Origin of the sequence: Shinella fusca, from assembly GCF_014203155.1 — a bacterium.
In the GTDB taxonomy this organism is placed as follows: domain Bacteria; phylum Pseudomonadota; class Alphaproteobacteria; order Rhizobiales; family Rhizobiaceae; genus Shinella; species Shinella fusca.
Genome location: NZ_JACHIK010000009.1, coordinates 1 through 18,167 on the forward strand (window position 1 = coordinate 1; position 18,167 = coordinate 18,167).

Genomic DNA, 18,167 nt, shown 5'->3' on the forward strand with positions numbered 1-18,167 from the left:
TATCAGCGCCTGCGCGGCAGGGGAAAACCATTCAAGCTCGCAATGGTCGCAACCATTCGAAAACTCATGACAATCCTCAATGCAATCGCCCGATCACAGGCAGCCCTCTCTCAATGACTCCACGGTTGCTTGACCCGAGGATCCACCGCCTCACCCGCGGCATGGATGGTCGGGTCAAGCCCGACCATGACGAAAGAGAGGCATGAGGCAGGGCGCGCCTGTCGAGCCCAACCCCAAAAAACACAGAAGGCCCGCTGGTCTTGCGACCGGCGGGCCTTTTTATTCGGGGGAATTCTCTTTCCGCGTCAGGCGCGCGGCAGGTCGGCGGGGTTGATGCCGAGGGTCTTCAGGTCGCGGTCCTTCGGGCGGCGATGCCCTTCGACAGCCGCGGCGGCTGCGTTGGCAGCGCTCAGTACGGCGAAGGCCCGGCCGAAGAAGCCCTGAGCGAAGGAGTTGCGGAGGGAGGTCATTGGATTGCTCGCTTTCTGTTTTAGCTTACGAGCGGAAGATGATGCTTTCGCCGCCGAAGTACAACGGACGGAATCTCAGCCCAGCCATGCAATGCATGCAGGCCGGGAACGGGGTTCCCGGCCTGCATTTGTTTTCTCAATGACGAAAGGTCTCAGTCCTCGTTCGCCGCAAGCTGCGAAAGGACTTCGCCCTTGCCGCGCGCCCGAAGGATCAGCGGCACGATGATCGCAAGCAGGGCAAGGACGAACAGCAGGGCCGCGATGGGCGACATGACGAGCGCCGTCACGTCGCCCTGGCTGATCGCCAGCGCGCGGCGCAATTGCTGCTCGGCCATCGGCCCGAGGATGAGGCCGACGACCACCGGCGCGATCGGATAGCCGAAGATGCGCATGGCAAAGCCGAGGAGGCCGAAGGCGAGCAGCATGCCGAGCTCGAAGACCGACGGATTGGCGCCGATGGTGCCGAGCGTCGCGAAGACGAGGATGCCGGCATAGAGCCACGGCTTGGGGATGCTCAGCAGCCGCACCCACAGGCCGATCAGCGGCAGGTTCAGTACCAGCAGCATGAAGTTGGCGATGAGGAGGCTGGCGATGAGGCCCCAGACGAGCTGCGGGTTGGAGGCGAACAGCAGCGGGCCGGGCTGGAGGCCGTACTGCTGGAAGCCGGCCAGCATGATCGCCGCCGTCGCCGAGGTCGGAAGGCCGAGCGTCAGCAGCGGCACGAGCGTGCCGGCGGCGGACGCGTTGTTGGCCGCTTCCGGGCCTGCGACCCCCTCGATGGCCCCGTTGCCGAACTCTTCCGGATGCTTCGTCAGGCGCTTTTCCGCGGCATAGGAGAGGAAGGTGCCGATCTCCGCCCCGCCGGCCGGCATCGCGCCGATGGGAAAGCCGATGACGGTGCCGCGAAGCCAGGGCTTCCACGAGCGCGCCCAGTCGGCGGCGTTCATCCAGACGGACCCCTTGACGGCCTCGATCTTGTCCGGCTCGCTATCGCCCTTGGAAGCGATGTAGAGCGACTCGCCGATGGCGAACATGGCGACCGCCAGCGTCGTCACTTCCACGCCGTCGAGCAGATCGGGAATGCCGAAGGAAAGGCGCGTCTGGCCGCTCAGCTGGTCGATGCCGATGATCGCCAGCGTCAGGCCGACGAAGAGCGAGGTGAGGCCGCGCAGCGTCGAATCGCCGAAGGCCGAGGAGACCGTCACGAAGGCAAGCACCATCAGCGCGAAATATTCACGCGGCCCGAAGACGAGCGCGAGCTTGACGATGAAGGGCGCGATGAAGGCCAGCGCGAGCGTGGCGATGAGGCCGGCGACGAACGAGCCGATGGCCGCCGTCGCAAGCGCCGGCCCGCCGCGCCCGGCCCGCGCCATCTTGTTGCCCTCGAGCGCGGTGACGATCGAGGCGCTCTCGCCGGGCGTGTTGAGCAGGATGGAGGCGGTGGAACCGCCGTACATGCCGCCGTAGTAGATGCCGGCGAACATGATGAGCGAGCCCGCCGGATCGAGCTTGTAGGTGACCGGCAGCAGGAGGGCGACCGTCAGGGCCGGGCCGATGCCGGGAAGGACCCCGACCGCCGTGCCGAGCGTCACGCCGATGAGCGCGTAGAGCAGGTTCATCGGCTGGGCCGCGACGGAAAGGCCCTGCAGGAAGAATTCGAATGTGCTCATGATCTGCCGCTCCCTTCAGAAGAACAGGTGTTCGAGCGGTCCGGCGGGCAATGAAAGCTGCAGCAGCTTGGCAAAGATCACCCAGACAATGAAGGAAAGGACGATGCCCACGGGGATCGTCGCCCAGAGCTTGCGCCGGCCGAAGCCGCATGCGGTGAGGGCGAAGAGCATGCCCGTCGCGACGGAGAAGCCGGCCGGCCTCAGGAGCAGCATCTGCGCGGCAAGCCCGGCGACGAGCCAGACGACGGGGCCGATGGCGACGGCCTCGCGCTTGGGGAAATCGCCGCGCCAGGCCTCGAAGCCCGACCAGACGCCGAGGATGACCAGGCCGATGGCAACCCAGTGCGGCACCGTCGCCGGACCGATGGGGGCATAGGTGCTGGTGGTAGCGAGGCGGGCGACATCCCACCAGATCACGGCGGCGGCCGCGATCAGCGCCGGGGCGATGATGAACGCCGCCCTGTCGGGGCGGCGCGTTTTCCTGGAGGACGGGACCTCGCTCATTTGACGAGCCCGATGTCCTTGAGGACGCTTTCCGTCGAGGCGACGTCCTTGTCGAGCTGTTCCTTGAAGGCATCGCCGGCAAGGTAGGTGTTCGTCCAGCCCTTGGTCTTCAGGATGTCCTTCCAGGCGTCGGAATTCGCGGCCTTCTCGATATCGGCGTTGATGGCCGCGACCTGCTCGTCCGTAAGGCCGGGCGCTGCGGCGACCATGCGCCAGTTCTCGACGACGACGTCGAGGCCGCCTTCCTTGATGGTCGGGGCGTCGATGCCCTCGATGCGCTCGGGGCTGGAGAGCGCGATCAGGCGCAGCGTGCCGGCCTTCACCTGGCCTTCGAATTCGCCGTAACCGGAGATGCCGGCCGTCACCTGGTTGCCGAGGATCGCGGCAAGCGCCTCACCGCCGCCCGAATAGGCGACATAGTTGATCTTGGTCGGGTCGACGCCGGCTGCCTTGGCGATGAGACCTACGGCGATGTGGTCGACGCCGCCGGCCGAACCGCCGGCCCAGGAGACGGCGCCCGGATCGGCCTTCAGGGCCTTGACGAGGTCGTCCATATTCTGGATGGGGGAAGCGGCCGGAACGACGATCGCCTCATATTCGCCGGTCAGGCGCGCGATCGGCGTGACGTCCTTGAGCGTCACGGGCGACTGATTGGTGAGGATCGCGCCGACCATGACATAGCCGCCGACGATGAGCGCGTTCGGATTGCCCTTGTTCTGGCTGGCGAACTGCGCAAGACCGATGGTGCCGCCGGCGCCCGGAACGTTCACCACCTGCACGCTGCTGGAGATCTTCTCGTCCTGCAGGACAGTCTGCAGCGAGCGGGCCGTCTGGTCCCAGCCGCCGCCCGGGCCGGCCGGTGCCATGATGGAATAATCGGCAGCGAAGGCCGGAAGCGCCATCGCGCCGGCGATAAGGGATGCCAGGAAGAAATGTTTCAAGTGTCTGTCCTCCGTCAGGCGCGGCTTGTGCGCGCGCATCGTTGCTTATGGCGGGAGGACGGCAGCCGGCTGCGACGCGGATCGCGGGCATGGCGGCGGCTGGATTTCCTCCCGGTCTTTCGTCCGCCTCCACGGACGAGAAGAGCCCTAAGCCAGCACAAGAAGCTGACATCTACCTGACATGGTAGCGCATGGACCGGCGATGTCGAGCGGCCAGGCGCCTATTGCGTGCGCAGGACCTCGTTCCAGCGGGCGATCAGCCGGGCGCGCTTGACCTGGTCGAGATAGACCATGAGGCCCGGGCTCACGGGCACGGGCTTCAGCTGCGCGCCGAGCAGCGCGCTCATCGTGCGCGCCGTGTTGGAGCCGGAGACGTCCGGACTGACGGCGGCGATCTGCAATTCGCGCGAAAGGATCTCCTGCCCCTCCTTCGACATGAAGAAGGCGAGGTAGCGCCGGCCGAGTTCCGGCGAGGCCGCCGCCTGCGGCACGAGGCCGATGCGCGACATGACGACGGTATAGTCCTTCGGCAGGACGATGCCGACATCGGGATGGCGCGAGGCCCAGTCGGCCGCATAGGAGCCGAGGATGTTGTAGCCGAGCACGAAGCGCCCGTCGGCAACGCGCTCGAGGATCGCCGAGCTCGTCGAGTAGAGCTTGACCCCGGCCGCCCCCATCGCCTGGATCACCGTCCAGATGTCGCCGAACTGCTCCTGGTCGCGCGCCATGAAGAGGAAGCCGACGCCGGAGCGCTCGATGTCGTAGGTGCCGATGCGGCCATAGACCTTCTCGCCCTCCTTCTTCAGGTAATCGACGAATTCGGCCCGCGAAGCGGGCGGCTTGCCGCCCTTGAAGCTCGGCTTGTGGTAGACGAAGACGGCCGGCTCGAAGGTCAGCGCATAGGCCGTGTTGCGCCAGTTGGCCCAGGCCGGCCAGCGCTCGCTCATCGGCAGGTCGCTGCGCTGGGCATAGCCGTCGTTGCTGAGCTTGACCTGGAGGTCCATCGCCGAGGAGAAGGCGAAGTCGGCGGTCTTTTCGCCGGCGTCCGTCTCGCGCACGATGCGGTCGTAGACTTCGCCGGTCAGCATTTCGTCGTAGCGCAGCGCGATATCGGGATTGGCCGCCTGGAACCCCCTGATCATCGGCCGGGCGAGCGGCTCGTCGAGCGAGGAATAGACGACGAGCACCGGCGCGTCCCTGTTGCCGTCCAGCGCGGGGAAGAAGGCCGGCTCGGCCTGCGCGGAAAGGGCCGGGGCGAGGAATGCAAGAAGGGTGAGGACAAGACGCATGGCGCGACCTTGCCAAAGCGCGCGCCCGTTCACAAGTGCGCCGGCCGCCGCTAGACTTGTCCGCGGGAGGACGAAACGTGCGCATTCTACTGGTGGAGGACAACGAAGCCCTGGCGGACGGCCTCTCGGCCATCCTGAAAGGCACCGGCCATGCGGTGGACGTGGTGCGCGACGGCGCCTCCGCCGATGCCGCCATCGCATCGGAGAACTTCGACCTCGTCATCCTCGACCTGACGCTGCCGGAAATGGACGGGCTCGACGTGCTGCGCGCCATGCGCGGGCGCGCCTGCAAGGCCGCCGTGCTTATCCTGACGGCGCGCGGGGCGCCGGAAGAGCGCGTGCGCGGCCTCGATCTCGGCGCCGACGACTACATGATCAAGCCCTTCGACATCTCCGAATTCGAGGCGCGCGTGCGCATGCTGCTGCGCCGGCAGGCGGGCCTTCGCTCCTCCGCCGTCACCTTCGGCGGCATCGCGCTCGACCTCAATTCGCGCACCTTTTCCGCCGAGGGCGCGCCGCTCGACATTCCCGCCCGCGAGCTCGGCCTTCTCGAGATCCTCTTCATGCGCGCGGGCAAGGTGGTCGCCAAGGAGGCGATCATGCAATCGCTCGCCGCCTTCGACGACGACCTTTCCGCCAATGCTATCGAGCAATATGTGAGTCGGCTAAGGAAACGGCTCGCGCCGCACGGCCTCACCGTGCGCACCGCCCGCGGCATCGGCTACTATCTCGACAAGGCGAGCGCGGCTTGACCTTCCTCCCGGCCTCATCGCTCCGCCGGCGCCTGCTGCTCTGGCTGCTCGTCTCGACGGCGGTGATCGGCGTCATCGCCCTTGCCGATACCTACCGCGAGGCGGTGAAGACGGCGAACGCGGTCTCCGACCGCGTGCTCGCCGGCTCGGCGCTCGCCATCGCCGAGCGCGTCGTGGTGACGGAGAACGGCGTGCTGGAGGTCGACATTCCCTATGTCGCCCTCGAAATGCTGACCTCGGCGGCGCAGGATCGCGTCTTCTACCGCGTCGACGGGCCGCCCGGCCGCTTCATCACCGGCTACCAGACGCTGCCCACCATCGCCGACATGGGCGGCCGCGCCGTCGGCTTTGCCGATGCGAACTTCCGCGGCGAGCCGATCCGCATCGCCGTCCTGCAGCGCTCGGCCTCCACCGGCATCAACTCCGTCCCCTTCGCGGTGACGGTCGCCGAAACCACCATCGCCCGCCGCCAGTTGACCGAGACCATCCTGCTGCACTCGGCGCTGCGCCTTGCCATGATGATTGCCGGCGCGGCGGCCATCGTGTGGATCGCCGTCACCGTCTCTTTGCGCCCGCTCTACCGCCTCGGCGATGCGATCGCCGAGCGCAACCCGGACGACCTGCACCCGATCGACCAGCATGCGCCGAGCGAAGTGCAGGGCCTCGTCGACACAGTCAATTCCTTCATGGTGCGCCTGCAATCGGCGCTCGACGCGCTGCGCCATTTCTCCGGCAATGCCAGCCACCAGTTGCGCACGCCCCTTGCCATCATCCGCACGCAGCTTGCCCTTGCAAGCCGCGCCGGAACGCTCGAAGAGGCGCAGGAAGCCGCCCGCAAGGGCGATGCCGCCGTCGCCCATGCCGAGCGCATCCTCGCCCAGCTCCTCCTGATGGCGAAGATCGACGCGGCCGGCTCCAGCGAGCCGCAGAAGCCGGCCTCCATCGACATCGCCGCCCTTGCCCAGCAGCTTACCGCCGACCGCGTGCCCGCCGCCGCCGAGGCGGGCATCGACCTCGGCTATGCGGGCGACGGCCCGGCTTTCGCGCGCGCCGAGCCGCTGCTCTTCGGCGAACTGCTGCGCAACCTCGTGGAGAACGCCATCGCCTATGCCGGCCGCGGCGCGGAGGTGACGGTGAGCGTGCGGGAGGCGGCCGGCGCCACCCTCCTCACCGTGGAGGACAACGGCCCCGGCATTCCGCCCGAGCGCCGGAACCTCGTGCGCCAGCGCTTTTCGCGCGGCGAGCATCGCAATGCCCCCGGCATGGGCCTCGGCCTGCCCATCGTCGAGGAGATCGCCGCGCTGTTCGACGCGACGATGACGCTGGCGGACGGTGCGAACGGGCGCGGCCTTGCCGTGACGATCCGCTTTCCGGCCGGATAGCTACGATTTGCGCCAGCCAAAAAGGCCCGGCGCGGCATGCCAGACGGCCTGCACGGCAAACCCCATGAAGAGGAGGCCCGAAGCGCGCACGATGGCAAGCTCGTGGCGGCGGTAGAAGCGGCGCACGAGACCGGCGCCGATGATCGAGACCAGGATGACGTCGGCGATGAGGAAGCCGCAGAAGGAGGCGCCGAGCAGCGTCGGCAGCGCCTTGAACTCCAGCGCGTTCGACGAGCTGGCGAGCAGCGCCGTGAAGGTGGCGAGGGCCACCGGATAGCCCTTGGGATTGGTGAGGCCGAAGATCAGGCCGCGCCGCAGCGGCCGCTCCACCGTCACCATCGCCTCGCCTTCCGTGCGCCGGCGCGCCGTCAGGGCCGACCAGCCGATCCAGGCGAGATAGACGCCGCAGAAGAGGCCGAGGACATCGAAGACCAGCGTGCCGATGGTCTTGGCCCCGACGATCGCCACCAGCGCCAGCGTCGACCAGACGAGGTCGCCGGCAAGGTGGCCGCCGAGGAAGAGGGCGCCGGCCTTGCCCCCCTGTCCCGCGCCGATGCCGAGAAGGGCGAGGAAGGCCGGGCCGGGGATGAGCACATAGAGAAGGGCCGCCAGGAAGGCGCCGAAGAGCATGGAAGCGGTCATGGAAATCCCCGTGGAACGTGGCGGCATTCCAGTCCCGCCCGCAGCGTTCGTCAAGGGGATGGCGAGGGGAATCTGCCGTTTCGCAGGGCAGCCATGCAGAGCCGCCTCGGCTCGGCCGTTGCCCCTGCCGGCAGCGCATAGTAAGGTCCGCTTACGATAAGCCGAAAGCAATCATGTCCCCACGCCCCGATCCCGACGCCCTCGGTTTCGTCCTCACCGACGTTGCCCGAATGTTGCGCGGCGCCTTCGAGCGCCGCATCGCCAATGCCGGCCTCGGCCTGACGCCGGGCGAGGCGCGCACGCTCGTGCGCATCGCCACGCTGGAGGGCGGCCGCCAGCTCGATATCGCCCAGCGCCTCGGCATCGAGCCGATGACGCTCTCCACCTATCTCGACCGCCTGCAGAGCCTCGGCTATGTCGAGCGCCGCCCGGACCCGGCCGACCGCCGCGCCAAGCTGATCTTCACCACGCCCGCCGCCGGCGCGATGATCGCCGGCATCCGCACCGAGCAGGTCGAACTGATGCGGCAGGTGACGAGCGGGATCGCAGAGGAGGACGTGGACCTCATCCGCGACCGGCTGCGGCAGCTCCGCGCCAATCTTTCCGCGCTGGAGGAAGACAGTTCCGCCCTCGCACCTGCCCGGGGAACGGGCCGCTGAAACGAGAAAGGCCCGCTGCCGTTTCGGGCAGCGGGCCTTTCTTTCGTTGGCCCGGTCAGCCGCGCTTGTTGCGGGCGGCGAGCGTGCGCAGGCGCAGCGCGTTCAGCTTGATGAAGCCGGCGGCGTCCTTCTGGTCGTAGGCGCCCTGGTCGTCCTCGAACGTGACGAGCTTGTCGGAATAGAGCGACTTTGCAGATTCGCGGCCGGTGACCATGACGTTGCCCTTGTAGAGCTTCAGCGTCACTTCGCCTTCGACATGCTCCTGGCTCCGGTCGATCGCGGCCTGCAGCATCTCGCGCTCCGGCGAGAACCAGAAGCCGTAATAGATCAGCTCCGCATAGCGCGGCATCAGCTCGTCTTTCAGGTGCGCGGCGCCGCGGTCGAGGGTGATGCTCTCGATGGCGCGGTGCGCGGCGAGCAGGATCGTGCCGCCGGGCGTCTCGTAGACGCCGCGCGACTTCATGCCGACGAAGCGGTTCTCCACGAGATCGAGGCGGCCGATGCCGTTGTCGCGGCCGTAAGTGTTGAGGGTGGCGAGCAGCGTCGCCGGCGACATGCGCACGCCGTTGATGGAGACGGCGTCGCCCCGCTCGAAGCCGACCTTGATGACGGTCGCCTTGTCCGGCGCCGTCTCCGGCGAGATGGTGCGCATATGCACGTATTCGGGCGCCTCGACGGCCGGGTCTTCCAGAACCTTGCCCTCGGAGGAGGAGTGCAGCAGGTTCGCGTCGACCGAGAAGGGCGCCTCGCCCTTCTTGTCCTTGGCGACCGGGATCTGGTGCTGCTCGGCGAATTCGAGCAGGTGCGTGCGGCTCTTGAACGACCAGTCGCGCCAAGGCGCGATGATCTTGATGTCCGGGTTCAGCGCATAGGCCGAAAGCTCGAAGCGGACCTGGTCGTTGCCCTTGCCGGTCGCGCCGTGCGCGATGGCGTCGGCGCCGGTCTTGGCGGCGATCTCGATCAGGTGCTTGGAGATCAGCGGGCGGGCGATGGAGGTGCCGAGCAGGTAGACGCCCTCATAAACCGCATTGGCACGGAACATCGGGAAGACGAAATCGCGCACGAATTCCTCGCGCACGTCCTCGATGAAGATCTCCTTGATGCCGAGCATCTCGGCCTTCTTGCGCGCCGGCTCCAGCTCTTCGCCCTGGCCGAGGTCGGCCGTGAAGGTCACGACTTCCGCGTTAAGTTCGGTCTGCAGCCATTTCAGGATGATCGAGGTGTCGAGGCCGCCCGAATAGGCCAGCACGACTTTCTTCACGTCTTTATGTGATGCCATGATGATGAGGTCCGTTGCATGAAGGGATGCGGCAAGCCCGCGAAAGCCCGGTGTCGCGGCACTTTTAGCGAGATTGGCGCGCGACGCAAGGGCAAGGCCCGCCGCTTGCCGGCGCGGGCGGGGTTTGACCCGGGCCTTGAAGTCCCCATATTCCGCCCGGTAGACCATTGAAGGGGCGATCCCATGACGAAGATTTCGGATATCATCAAGCCGGCCAACGTCGCCGTCATCACGGGCGGCGCCTCCGGCATCGGCCTTGCCGCCGCGAGGCGCTTCGCGGAGGCCGGCATGTGTGTCGCGCTTGCCGACCGCGATGCCGACCGGCTCGGCGAGGCCCGCGCGGAAATCGAGGCCATTTCGGGCGAGGCCAACGTCATGGCGGTGGAAACCGACGTTGCCCACCGCCACGAGCTGGAAGCGCTGCAACGCGCCGTGCTGCAGCGCTTCGGCCGCGTGCATGTGCTGATGAACAATGCCGGCATCCAGCCGGATACCTCCATCTTCAGCGCCGAAGCGAACTGGGACCATATCCTTTCCGTCAACCTGATGGGCGTCATCCACGGCACGCAGGTCTTCGGCCCCGACATGCTGGCCCATGGCGAACCGGGCCTCATCATCAACACCGGCTCCAAGCAGGGCATCACCACGCCGCCCGGCAACCCGGCCTACAACGTCTCCAAGGCCGGCGTGAAGGTCTTCACCGAGGCGCTGGAGCACGAGCTGCGCAACACCGAAGGCGCGAAGGTCTCCGCCCATCTCCTCATCCCCGGCTTCGTCTTCACGGCGCTCACGAGGGGCGAGCGCACCGAAAAGCCGCATGCCGCCTGGACGCCGGCCCAGACCGTCGAATTCATGATGGAGAGCCTGGAGCGCGGCGATTTCTACATCCTCTGCCCCGACAACGACGTACCCCGCGCCCTCGACGAGCGCCGCATGGCCTGGGCGATGGGCGACATCATCGGGAACCGCCCGCCGCTCTCGCGCTGGCACAAGGACTATGCGGAGAAATTCAGGGCCTTCGTGGAGGAGGGCTGACCCATCTCCATCACGGTAACAGCCCATCATAGACTTTGATTGGTAATCTTCCGAAAGCCGGATTAGACGTCTTCCATCTTCTCCGACTTCCGGAAACCGTCGCCATGGACTTCCTGCCCACGCTTGCAACGCTCCTTGCCTTCACGGCCGCCAGCCTGCTGCTGGCCATGACGCCGGGTCCCGACATGACGCTCTCGATCAGCCGGGCGCTGTCGCAGGGCCGCGGGCCGGCGCTCTTTGTGGTGATCGGCACCAGCCTCGGCATCGTCGTCCACACGATGCTCGTCGCCTTCGGCATCTCGGCGCTGATCACCGCCTCGCCGACGGCCTTCCTGATCCTGAAGACGGGCGGGGCCGCCTACCTGCTGTGGCTTGCCGTGCAGGCGATCCGCTACGGTTCGAATTTCACGGTGAAGGCGGCGGCCGGCCCGCGCGGCACCGTACTTGTCAATATCTCGTCCGGCTTCTGGGTGAACCTGCTCAATCCCAAGGTCATCATCTTCTTCATGACCTTCCTGCCGCAGTTCATCTCGGCCGGCGACCCGAACGTCACCGGCAAGCTGATCTTCCTCGGCCTGTTCTTCATCGTCGTCGGCATTCCGGTGAACGTGATCGTCATCCTTGCCGCCGACCGGCTGGCAAGCTGGCTCCAGCAGAACCCGAAGGTGCTGCGCGGCATCGATTATACCTTCGCCGGCGTGTTCTCGGTCTTCGCGATGAAGATCTTCCTCACCCAGTCCCGCTGACCGGCCTCAGCCGATCAGCAAGGCGTCGTCGTCCAGCGTCTGGCCGCGCATCTTGCGGAACATGGCGATGAGGTCTTCGACCTGCAAATTCCTGCGGTTGTCGCCGGCGACGTCCAGCACGATCTCCCCGCCGTGCAGCATGACGGTGCGGTGGCCGTAGTCGAGCGCCTGACGCATCGAGTGCGTCACCATCAGCGTCGTCAGCTTGCGCTCGGAGACGATCTTCTGCGTGAGGGTCATGATGAACTCGGCCATGCCCGGGTCGAGCGCGGCCGTGTGCTCATCGAGCAGCAGCACGTCGGAGCCGGCAAGCGTCGCCATGACGAGCGAGACGGCCTGCCGCTGGCCGCCGGACAGAAGATCCATCCGGTCGCGCATGCGGTTTTCCAGGCCAAGGTTCAACTCGGCGATGCGCTCGCGGAAATGCGCGCGGCGCTGCGGCCCGAGCGCCGCGGCAAGGCCGCGCCGTTCGCCGCGCCTTGCGGCAAGCGCAAGGTTCTCCTCGATGGAGAGCGCGCCGCAGCTTCCCGTCAGCGGATCCTGGAAGACGCGGGCGACGCGGCCGGCGCGGGCGGCGGTGCCCTGGCGCGTCACGTCGGCGGTGCCGATCTTCACCTGGCCTTCGGTCGCGATGACGTCGCCGGCGAGGACGCCGAGCAGCGTCGACTTGCCCGCACCGTTCGAGCCGATGACGGTGACGAACTGGCCTTCCTCGATGGTGAGGCTGACGCCGTTCAGCGCCTGCTTCTGCAGCGGCGTACCCTTGCCGAAGACGACCTTGATATCGGAAACGGAGATCATCAAGCGGCTCCCCCGCGGCGAAGGCGCGGCAGCACGAGCGCCACGGTGACGAGCACCGCCGTCACGAAATTGAGGTCGGAGGCCTGCAGGCCCAGGACGTCGGACGACAGGGCGAGCTGGATGGCGATGCGGTAGAGGATCGAACCGACGACGCAGCCGATCAGCGCGGCGAGGATGCCGCGCGCGCCGAACAGCGTCTCGCCGATGATGACGGCGGCAAGGCCGACGACGATGGTGCCGACGCCCGAGGTGACGTCGGCAAAGCCGTTCGTCTGGGCGAAGAGCGCGCCGCCGAGGGCGACCAGCGCATTGGAAAGCGCGATGCCGAGATAGATCTGCCGGTTGGTGTCGACGCCCTGCGCGCGGGCCATGCGGGCATTCGCCCCGGTCGCACGCATCGAAAGGCCGGCATCGCTCTCAAGGAAGCGCCAGACGACGATGACCGCGACGACGACGAGGACGCCGACGAAGAGCGGACGGACGTAGAAATCCCTGAGGCCGTGGCCGAAGAAGGGGCTGATCATCGTCTCGGCATTGATCAGCGCGACGTTCGGCTTGCCCATGACGCGCAGGTTCACCGAGAAGAGCGCGATCATCGTCAGGATCGAGGCGAGGAGGTTGAGGATGCGGAAACGCACGTTCAGCATCGCCGTGACGAGGCCGGCAAGGGCGCCCGCCACCATGGCGACGGCCGATGCGAGCCAGGGATTGAGCCCCGCGATGATCAGCACGGCCGCGACGGCGGCACCGAGCGGAAAGGATCCGTCCACGGTCAGGTCCGGAAAATCCAGCACGCGGAAGGCAAGGTAAACGCCGATCGAAACGAAGGCGAAGACCAGCCCCAGTTCGACGGCACCCCAGAAGGCAATCAGGCTCACGGCTCTCGGCTTTCTCTTGGCACTACCCGTTCCGCGTTCCCGCGGGATGGGCCTTCTTAACAGATCAACCGCCGCCGGGCGATCCGGCAGCGGTTGATTCCGATTTCGGTTGTCCGGGAGCCCGGATTATTCGATCACGCGGGTCGCGCGGCCGATGACGGCTTCCGGCAGGGTGACGCCCATCTTGGCGGCGGCGGACTTGTTGACGACGAGGTCCGTGCCGGCCGCGACCTTCACGGCGATGTCGCCGGGATTCTCACCCTTGAGGATGCGCACGACGACTTCACCCGTCTGCTTGCCGACGTCATGGTAATTGAAGCCGAGGGCCGCGATGGCGCCGCGCGAGACGGAATCCGTGTCGGCGGTGAAGAGCGGGAGTTTGGCTTCCTCGGCAACGGCGACCGCGCCTTCCAGCGCCGAGATGATCGTGTTGTCCGTCGGGATGTAGATCGCATCGGCGCGGCCGACCAGCGCGCGGGCGGCGCCCTGCACCTCGGCCGACTTGGTGGCGGCGGATTCGACGACCGTGAGGCCCGCCTTCTCGGCTTCCGCCTTCAGGACGGCGAGCAGCGAGACGGAGTTGGCTTCACCCGAATTGTAGAGGAAGCCGATCGTCTTGGCGTTGGGCAGGATTTCCTTGATCAGTGCCAGATGCTCGGCGACCGGCGACATGTCGGAAAGGCCGGTGACGTTGCCGCCGGGCTTGTCCATGTTCGTGACGAGCTGCGCACCGACCGGATCGGAGACGGCCGTGAAGACGACCGGGATATCCTTCGTGGCGGAAACGACGGCCTGGGCGGACGGCGTGGAGATCGGCACGATGACGTTCGGGCCTTCGCCGACGAACTGGCGGGCGATCTGCGCGGCCGTCGCGGGGTTGCCCTGCGCCGATTCGTAGATGAACTTCAGGTTCTCGCCTTCCTTGTAGCCGGCCGCTTCCAGCGCTTCCTTGACGCCGTCGCGGGCGGCATCGAGCGCCGGATGTTCGACGATGGCGGTCACGGCGACCGTGACGTCTTCGGCCTGTGCGGGCAGCGTGATCGCGAGCGTTGCCGCGAAGGCGAGCAGGATATGGCGCATGGATGGGTCTCCCTGAATGATTTTAGGCCGTTTCTAGGCAAAACGGCCGGTCAAATCAATTCTCGCGACCCGCTCGGTCGATCATATTTTCTGATGGGACGTGGGAGCGCAGCCTGCTCCTCAGTCGTCCTCGCCGTGCCCGGCGATCATCATCGCCTCGAAGGCCATGCGCTCGACCTTGCGCATGCGCTCGGATTCCGACTTGAGCTGGCCGCAGGCGGCGAGGATGTCGCGGCCGCGCGGGGTGCGGATCGGCGAGGCGTAGCCGGCCTGGTTGATGAAATCCGCGAAGCGCTCGATCTGCTCCCAGTCCGAACACTGGTAGTTCGTGCCCGGCCAGGGATTGAACGGGATGAGGTTGATCTTCGCCGGAATGCCCTTCAGGAGCTGCACCAGCAGCTTGGCATCCTCCAGGCTGTCGTTAACATCCTTCAGCATCACATATTCGAAGGTGATGCGCCGCGCGTTCGACAGGCTCGGATAGGCCCGGCAGGCCTCCAGCAGGTCCTTCAGCGGATATTTCTTATTGATCGGCACCAGCATGTCGCGCAGCTCGTCGCGCACGGCATGGAGCGAGATCGCCAGCATGACGCCGATCTCCGAGCCGGTGCGGTAGATTTCCGGCACGATGCCGGAGGTCGACAGCGTCACCCGGCGCTTGGAGAGCGAAAGCCCGTCGCCGTCCGTGGCGATCAGCAGCGCCGTCTTCACGCTCTCGAAATTGTAGAGCGGCTCGCCCATGCCCATCATGACGATGTTGGAGACCTTGCGGCCCTCGGCGGGAACGATGGCGCCGGCCGGCGTGTCGCGGTCGGGGAAGTCGCCGAGCCGGTCGCGGGCGAGCAGGAGCTGGGAAAGGATTTCCTCCGCCGTCAGGTTGCGCACCAGCTTCTGCGTGCCGGTATGACAGAAGGAGCAGGTGAGCGTGCAGCCGACCTGGCTGGAGATGCAGAGCGTGCCGCGGCCCTCTTCCGGAATGTAGACGGTCTCGATCTCGACCGGACGACCGGCGCCGCGCGGGGGAAAGCGCAACAGCCACTTGCGCGTGCCGTCGCTCGACACCTGCTCCTCGACGATCTCCGGCCGCGCGACGGTGAAATGCGTCTTCAGCATCTCGCGCATGTCCTTGGAGACGTTCGTCATGTCGTCGAAATCGGAGACGCCGCGCACATAGAGCCAGTGCCAGAGCTGGCTGACGCGCATCTTCACCTGCCGCTCCGGCACGCCCTTTTCGGCCAGCGCGCGGCCCATGTCCTCGCGCGAAAGGCCGATCAGCGACGGCTTTTCGGCGGCCGGGAGATTGCGGACGACCGGCGCCTTGACGGGTTCGGCCGTATTGAGAAAGTCCATGCTTGCCATCGGGTCATTCCTCGGAACGCAGAGAGCGGCGCAGGCTTTTGCGCCGCAAGCGGTCCATGCTCGACTGAAGTTCATCGTGGACCCGAAAGCGCCGGTCATTGCGGCACACGGTCCGGTTGGCGGCCCTTTAGCATTGTTCCGGCGGAAAGTCACCTGCCTTGCCCGCAGCCGGCCCGGGCCAAACGAAAAGGGCCGGCGCAAGGCCGGCCCCCTCGTCGAATGCCGATCAAAAATCAGCGGCAGCTTTCGATCTGCTTCAGCGCGGCCGAGATGCCGGAGAGCGAATAGGAATAGGAGGTCGCCGTGCCGCGGCGCGATTTCGCCTGGACCTGCATGTCCTTGCCGCCCTTCATGGCCGCGACCAGCGCCGGCTCCTCGGCGGCGTTCTCCACCCAGGCCGAGTTGCCCTTGGTGAACATGACGAAGGTGCGGCCGTCGACGACGACGTTGACCTTGGAACTTTCCTGCAGCGGATAGCCCATCATCGCCTGCGGCTCGTAGGAGATGTTCTGGCCGGGGCGCTGCGAGACGAGGAAGAAGACGTCGCCGTGGTCGACGCCGGCCGGGTTCTTTTCCTTCGGCACCGAGAGCACGTAGCAGACCTTGCCGCCGTTCGACTGGTAGGAATAGGCACCCCAGGCATTGAACTGCTGAATGCGCGTCGGCGTCTGTGCCGAGGCAACGCCTGCGGTCGTCAGAACGAGGGCGAGTGCGGTTGCGAGCTTTCTTACGAACATGTTTTCCTGCCGGTTGTCTTGCCAGTGTTTGCCCGGCCGAAGGCGATGCCTTCCACGCCGGTGTCGGCCATGCATGATAACGATTTGGTTCATTTTGACTTAATTCAGGTTACCAAACCGTCAACAGACGCCCATTTTACGAAGGTCTTCCGCGCCGCACCGGGACAAATCTGCGTCGATGTCCGCCACGCCTTTTGCAGGAAAGGCGGGCGTGCCCAGTCCCCAGTTGGTGAGATGAAACCCGTCGATGCCCTTAAAGGCACAAGGAATAGGGCAAGAATTTGACCCGAATCCGGCAGGGCCCGCTCAACCGGCGGGTTGCATGTCCGCTTCGTCCGCAAGCGCCTTGTCGGCGGAGGCGTAATGGTCCTCGCGGATATGGCCGCGGATCGCCGCGAAGGCCGCCGTCAGCACGGCGATATCGTCGGAAAAGCCGACGATCGCGAAGAAATCCGGAATACCGTCGAGCGGCAGCACGAAATAGGCGAGCGCCGCAAGCAGGATGCCGCGCACCTTGGTCGGCGTGCGCGGATCGAGCGCGCAATAGTAGGATGCCACGAGATCGCGGGAGAACGGCACCTGCCGCATCGCGCGCTTGAGAACCGGCCAGAACCGCTTCTTCACGCGCCGGCTCTGGCGCTCCTGTTCGTCCTCGTCCCCCGGCAGAAGGATCTCGCCGATCTTCACGTCATCCATGCATGGCCTCCTTCAGGTGGCGATGCCGGCATAGCCCGGCGGATCATCATATGGGAATGCGCCCATGCGCCTTCAACTCTTCGTGCGCAGGGCCGCGGCCTTGTCCATGGCGGCCGCCAGCTTGAAGTCGAGCTCGGTAAGGCCGCCCGCATCGTGGTTGGTCAGCCGCACGTCGACGCGGTTGTAGACGTTGAACCATTCGGGATGGTGGTTGAACTTCTCTGCGGCCAGCGCCGCCTCCGTCATGAAGCCGAAGGCTTCGCGGAAGGACTTGAACCTGTAGCTCTTCTCGATGGCGACGCCGTCGCCCGACCGCGTCCAGCCGTCGAGGCCGACCAGCGCCTCGCCGATCGCCTCTTCGCCCAGCTTTTCCTGTTTCATGGCCTCTCCTTGTCTCCGAATGAAAACGGCGCCCGAAGGCGCCGTGTTCCGTTTTCCCGGCCAGCCTCAGACGAAGAACTGGCCGCCATTCGCCGAGATGGTCGAGCCGGTGATGAAGCCGGCGTCGTCCGAGGCGAGGAAGACGACGATGCGGGCGATCTCGTCCGGCTCGCCGAGGCGTCCGACCGGGATCAGCGGGATGATCCGCTCGTTCAGCACCTTTTCCGGGATGGCGCGCACCATTTCCGTGCCGATATAGCCGGGGCAGATGGCGTTGACCGTGATGCCCTTGGCCGCGCCCTCCTGGGCGAGCGCCTTGGTGAAGCCGAGGTCGCCGGCCTTGGCGGCGGAATAGTTCGCCTGGCCCATCTGGCCCTTCTGGCCGTTGATCGACGAGATGTTGATGACGCGGCCGAAGCTGCGGTCGCGCATGCCCGACCAGACCGGATGCGTCATGTTGAAGAGGCCGGTGAGGTTAGTGTTGATCACCGCGCCCCACTGGTCAGGCGTCATCTTGTGGAACATCGCGTCGCGGGTGATGCCCGCATTGTTGACGAGGATGTCCACCGGCCCGAGATCGGCTTCCACCCGGCCGATCCCCTCGACGCAGGATTCGTAGCTCGACACGTCCCACTTGTAGACCGGAATGCCGGTCTCCGCCTTGAAGGCGTTCGCGGCATCGTCGTTGCCGGCATAGTTCGCAGCTACCTTGTATCCGGCGGCCTCCAGCGCAACCGAAATGGCTGCGCCGATGCCCCGCGATCCCCCCGTTACCAGTGCTACTCTGCTCATGTGGCTCACTCCCCTCGATATTGTTTTCGTGGTGACCCGTCGCCCTGCCGGCGGCAGGTCCTGGCAAAGCAGTC

The 18,167-nt window shown here is 66.3% G+C and carries 20 protein-coding genes and 1 pseudogene; 6 read left to right on the forward strand and 15 right to left on the reverse strand.

Annotation, left to right across the window (positions count from 1 at the left end):
- Positions 1-117, forward strand: a pseudogene (locus HNQ66_RS13855) (IS110-like element ISAli16 family transposase); the annotation flags it as partial.
- Positions 118-305: 188 nt separating this feature from the next.
- Here the strand turns inward: HNQ66_RS13855 and HNQ66_RS13860 are convergent.
- From HNQ66_RS13860 to HNQ66_RS13880, 5 genes are all read right to left on the reverse strand, one after another.
- Positions 306-470, reverse strand: a complete 165-nt coding sequence (locus HNQ66_RS13860; protein WP_184144757.1) for a hypothetical protein — start codon at positions 468-470, stop codon at positions 306-308.
- Between the two features lie 152 nt (positions 471-622).
- A complete protein-coding gene (locus HNQ66_RS13865; RefSeq protein ID WP_184144758.1) occupies positions 623-2,140 on the reverse strand; it encodes a tripartite tricarboxylate transporter permease in 1,518 nt (505 codons plus the stop codon).
- A 15-nt stretch (positions 2,141-2,155) separates the two neighbouring features.
- Positions 2,156-2,644: a tripartite tricarboxylate transporter TctB family protein gene (locus tag HNQ66_RS13870; RefSeq protein WP_184144759.1), complete on the reverse strand. Its 489-nt coding sequence runs from the start codon at positions 2,642-2,644 to the stop codon at positions 2,156-2,158.
- Complete coding sequence (locus HNQ66_RS13875; protein ID WP_184144760.1) at positions 2,641-3,585, reverse strand: Bug family tripartite tricarboxylate transporter substrate binding protein; 945 nt, start codon at positions 3,583-3,585, stop codon at positions 2,641-2,643. The genes HNQ66_RS13870 and HNQ66_RS13875 overlap by 4 nt, the downstream gene beginning before the upstream one ends.
- A gap of 221 nt (positions 3,586-3,806) precedes the next feature.
- A complete protein-coding gene (locus tag HNQ66_RS13880) occupies positions 3,807-4,874 on the reverse strand; it encodes an ABC transporter substrate-binding protein (RefSeq protein WP_184144761.1) in 1,068 nt (355 codons plus the stop codon).
- Between the two features lie 77 nt (positions 4,875-4,951).
- On the opposite strand from HNQ66_RS13880, the gene HNQ66_RS13885 reads away from it, so the two are divergent.
- Both HNQ66_RS13885 and HNQ66_RS13890 read left to right on the forward strand, forming a co-directional pair.
- Positions 4,952-5,626: a response regulator gene (locus HNQ66_RS13885; RefSeq protein ID WP_184144762.1), complete on the forward strand. Its 675-nt coding sequence runs from the start codon at positions 4,952-4,954 to the stop codon at positions 5,624-5,626.
- A complete protein-coding gene (locus HNQ66_RS13890; RefSeq protein ID WP_184144763.1) occupies positions 5,623-7,008 on the forward strand; it encodes a sensor histidine kinase in 1,386 nt (461 codons plus the stop codon). Before HNQ66_RS13885 ends, HNQ66_RS13890 begins: the two co-directional genes overlap by 4 nt.
- Here the strand turns inward: HNQ66_RS13890 and HNQ66_RS13895 are convergent, their stop codons facing one another.
- Entirely contained in the window at positions 7,009-7,650 is a 642-nt protein-coding gene (locus HNQ66_RS13895) for a LysE family translocator (RefSeq protein ID WP_184144764.1), read from the reverse strand.
- Between the two features lie 173 nt (positions 7,651-7,823).
- Between HNQ66_RS13895 and HNQ66_RS13900 the strand changes: the two genes are divergently transcribed.
- Positions 7,824-8,309: a MarR family winged helix-turn-helix transcriptional regulator gene (locus HNQ66_RS13900; protein WP_184144765.1), complete on the forward strand. Its 486-nt coding sequence runs from the start codon at positions 7,824-7,826 to the stop codon at positions 8,307-8,309.
- 55 nt (positions 8,310-8,364) lie between these two features.
- Here the strand turns inward: HNQ66_RS13900 and HNQ66_RS13905 are convergent, their stop codons facing one another.
- Positions 8,365-9,588 carry an argininosuccinate synthase gene (locus HNQ66_RS13905; protein ID WP_184144766.1) on the reverse strand — a complete coding sequence of 408 codons (1,224 nt, stop codon included), beginning with the start codon at positions 9,586-9,588 and terminating at the stop codon, positions 8,365-8,367.
- Positions 9,589-9,771: 183 nt separating this feature from the next.
- Between HNQ66_RS13905 and HNQ66_RS13910 the strand changes: the two genes are divergently transcribed.
- Both HNQ66_RS13910 and HNQ66_RS13915 read left to right on the forward strand, forming a co-directional pair.
- On the forward strand, positions 9,772-10,623 hold the full coding sequence (locus HNQ66_RS13910) for an SDR family NAD(P)-dependent oxidoreductase (protein WP_184144767.1): 852 nt from the start codon (positions 9,772-9,774) through the stop codon (positions 10,621-10,623).
- A 104-nt stretch (positions 10,624-10,727) separates the two neighbouring features.
- Positions 10,728-11,369 (forward strand): LysE family translocator, encoded by a 642-nt coding sequence (locus HNQ66_RS13915; protein WP_184144768.1) that lies wholly within the window; start codon positions 10,728-10,730, stop codon positions 11,367-11,369.
- A 6-nt stretch (positions 11,370-11,375) separates the two neighbouring features.
- On the opposite strand, the gene HNQ66_RS13920 is transcribed toward HNQ66_RS13915, so the two are convergent.
- The 8 genes from HNQ66_RS13920 to phbB form a co-directional block, all read right to left on the reverse strand.
- Positions 11,376-12,170: an ABC transporter ATP-binding protein gene (locus tag HNQ66_RS13920; RefSeq protein ID WP_184144769.1), complete on the reverse strand. Its 795-nt coding sequence runs from the start codon at positions 12,168-12,170 to the stop codon at positions 11,376-11,378.
- Positions 12,170-13,048, reverse strand: coding sequence for an ABC transporter permease subunit (locus HNQ66_RS13925; protein WP_184144770.1), 879 nt, complete (start codon positions 13,046-13,048; stop codon positions 12,170-12,172). Before HNQ66_RS13925 ends, HNQ66_RS13920 begins: the two co-directional genes overlap by 1 nt.
- 126 nt (positions 13,049-13,174) lie before the next feature.
- Positions 13,175-14,128, reverse strand: coding sequence for an ABC transporter substrate-binding protein (locus HNQ66_RS13930; protein ID WP_184144771.1), 954 nt, complete (start codon positions 14,126-14,128; stop codon positions 13,175-13,177).
- A gap of 120 nt (positions 14,129-14,248) precedes the next feature.
- Positions 14,249-15,478, reverse strand: coding sequence for a dual-specificity RNA methyltransferase RlmN (gene rlmN / locus HNQ66_RS13935; RefSeq protein ID WP_484592965.1), 1,230 nt, complete (start codon positions 15,476-15,478; stop codon positions 14,249-14,251).
- A gap of 242 nt (positions 15,479-15,720) precedes the next feature.
- Positions 15,721-16,224 carry an invasion associated locus B family protein gene (locus HNQ66_RS13940; protein WP_184144773.1) on the reverse strand — a complete coding sequence of 168 codons (504 nt, stop codon included), beginning with the start codon at positions 16,222-16,224 and terminating at the stop codon, positions 15,721-15,723.
- A 306-nt stretch (positions 16,225-16,530) separates the two neighbouring features.
- Positions 16,531-16,920 (reverse strand): YkvA family protein, encoded by a 390-nt coding sequence (locus tag HNQ66_RS13945; protein ID WP_184144774.1) that lies wholly within the window; start codon positions 16,918-16,920, stop codon positions 16,531-16,533.
- A gap of 72 nt (positions 16,921-16,992) precedes the next feature.
- Complete coding sequence (locus tag HNQ66_RS13950) at positions 16,993-17,301, reverse strand: 4a-hydroxytetrahydrobiopterin dehydratase (protein WP_184144775.1); 309 nt, start codon at positions 17,299-17,301, stop codon at positions 16,993-16,995.
- Positions 17,302-17,367: 66 nt separating this feature from the next.
- Positions 17,368-18,093 carry a beta-ketoacyl-ACP reductase gene (phbB, locus tag HNQ66_RS13955; RefSeq protein WP_184144776.1) on the reverse strand — a complete coding sequence of 242 codons (726 nt, stop codon included), beginning with the start codon at positions 18,091-18,093 and terminating at the stop codon, positions 17,368-17,370.
- Between the last annotated feature and the right edge of the window lie 74 nt (positions 18,094-18,167).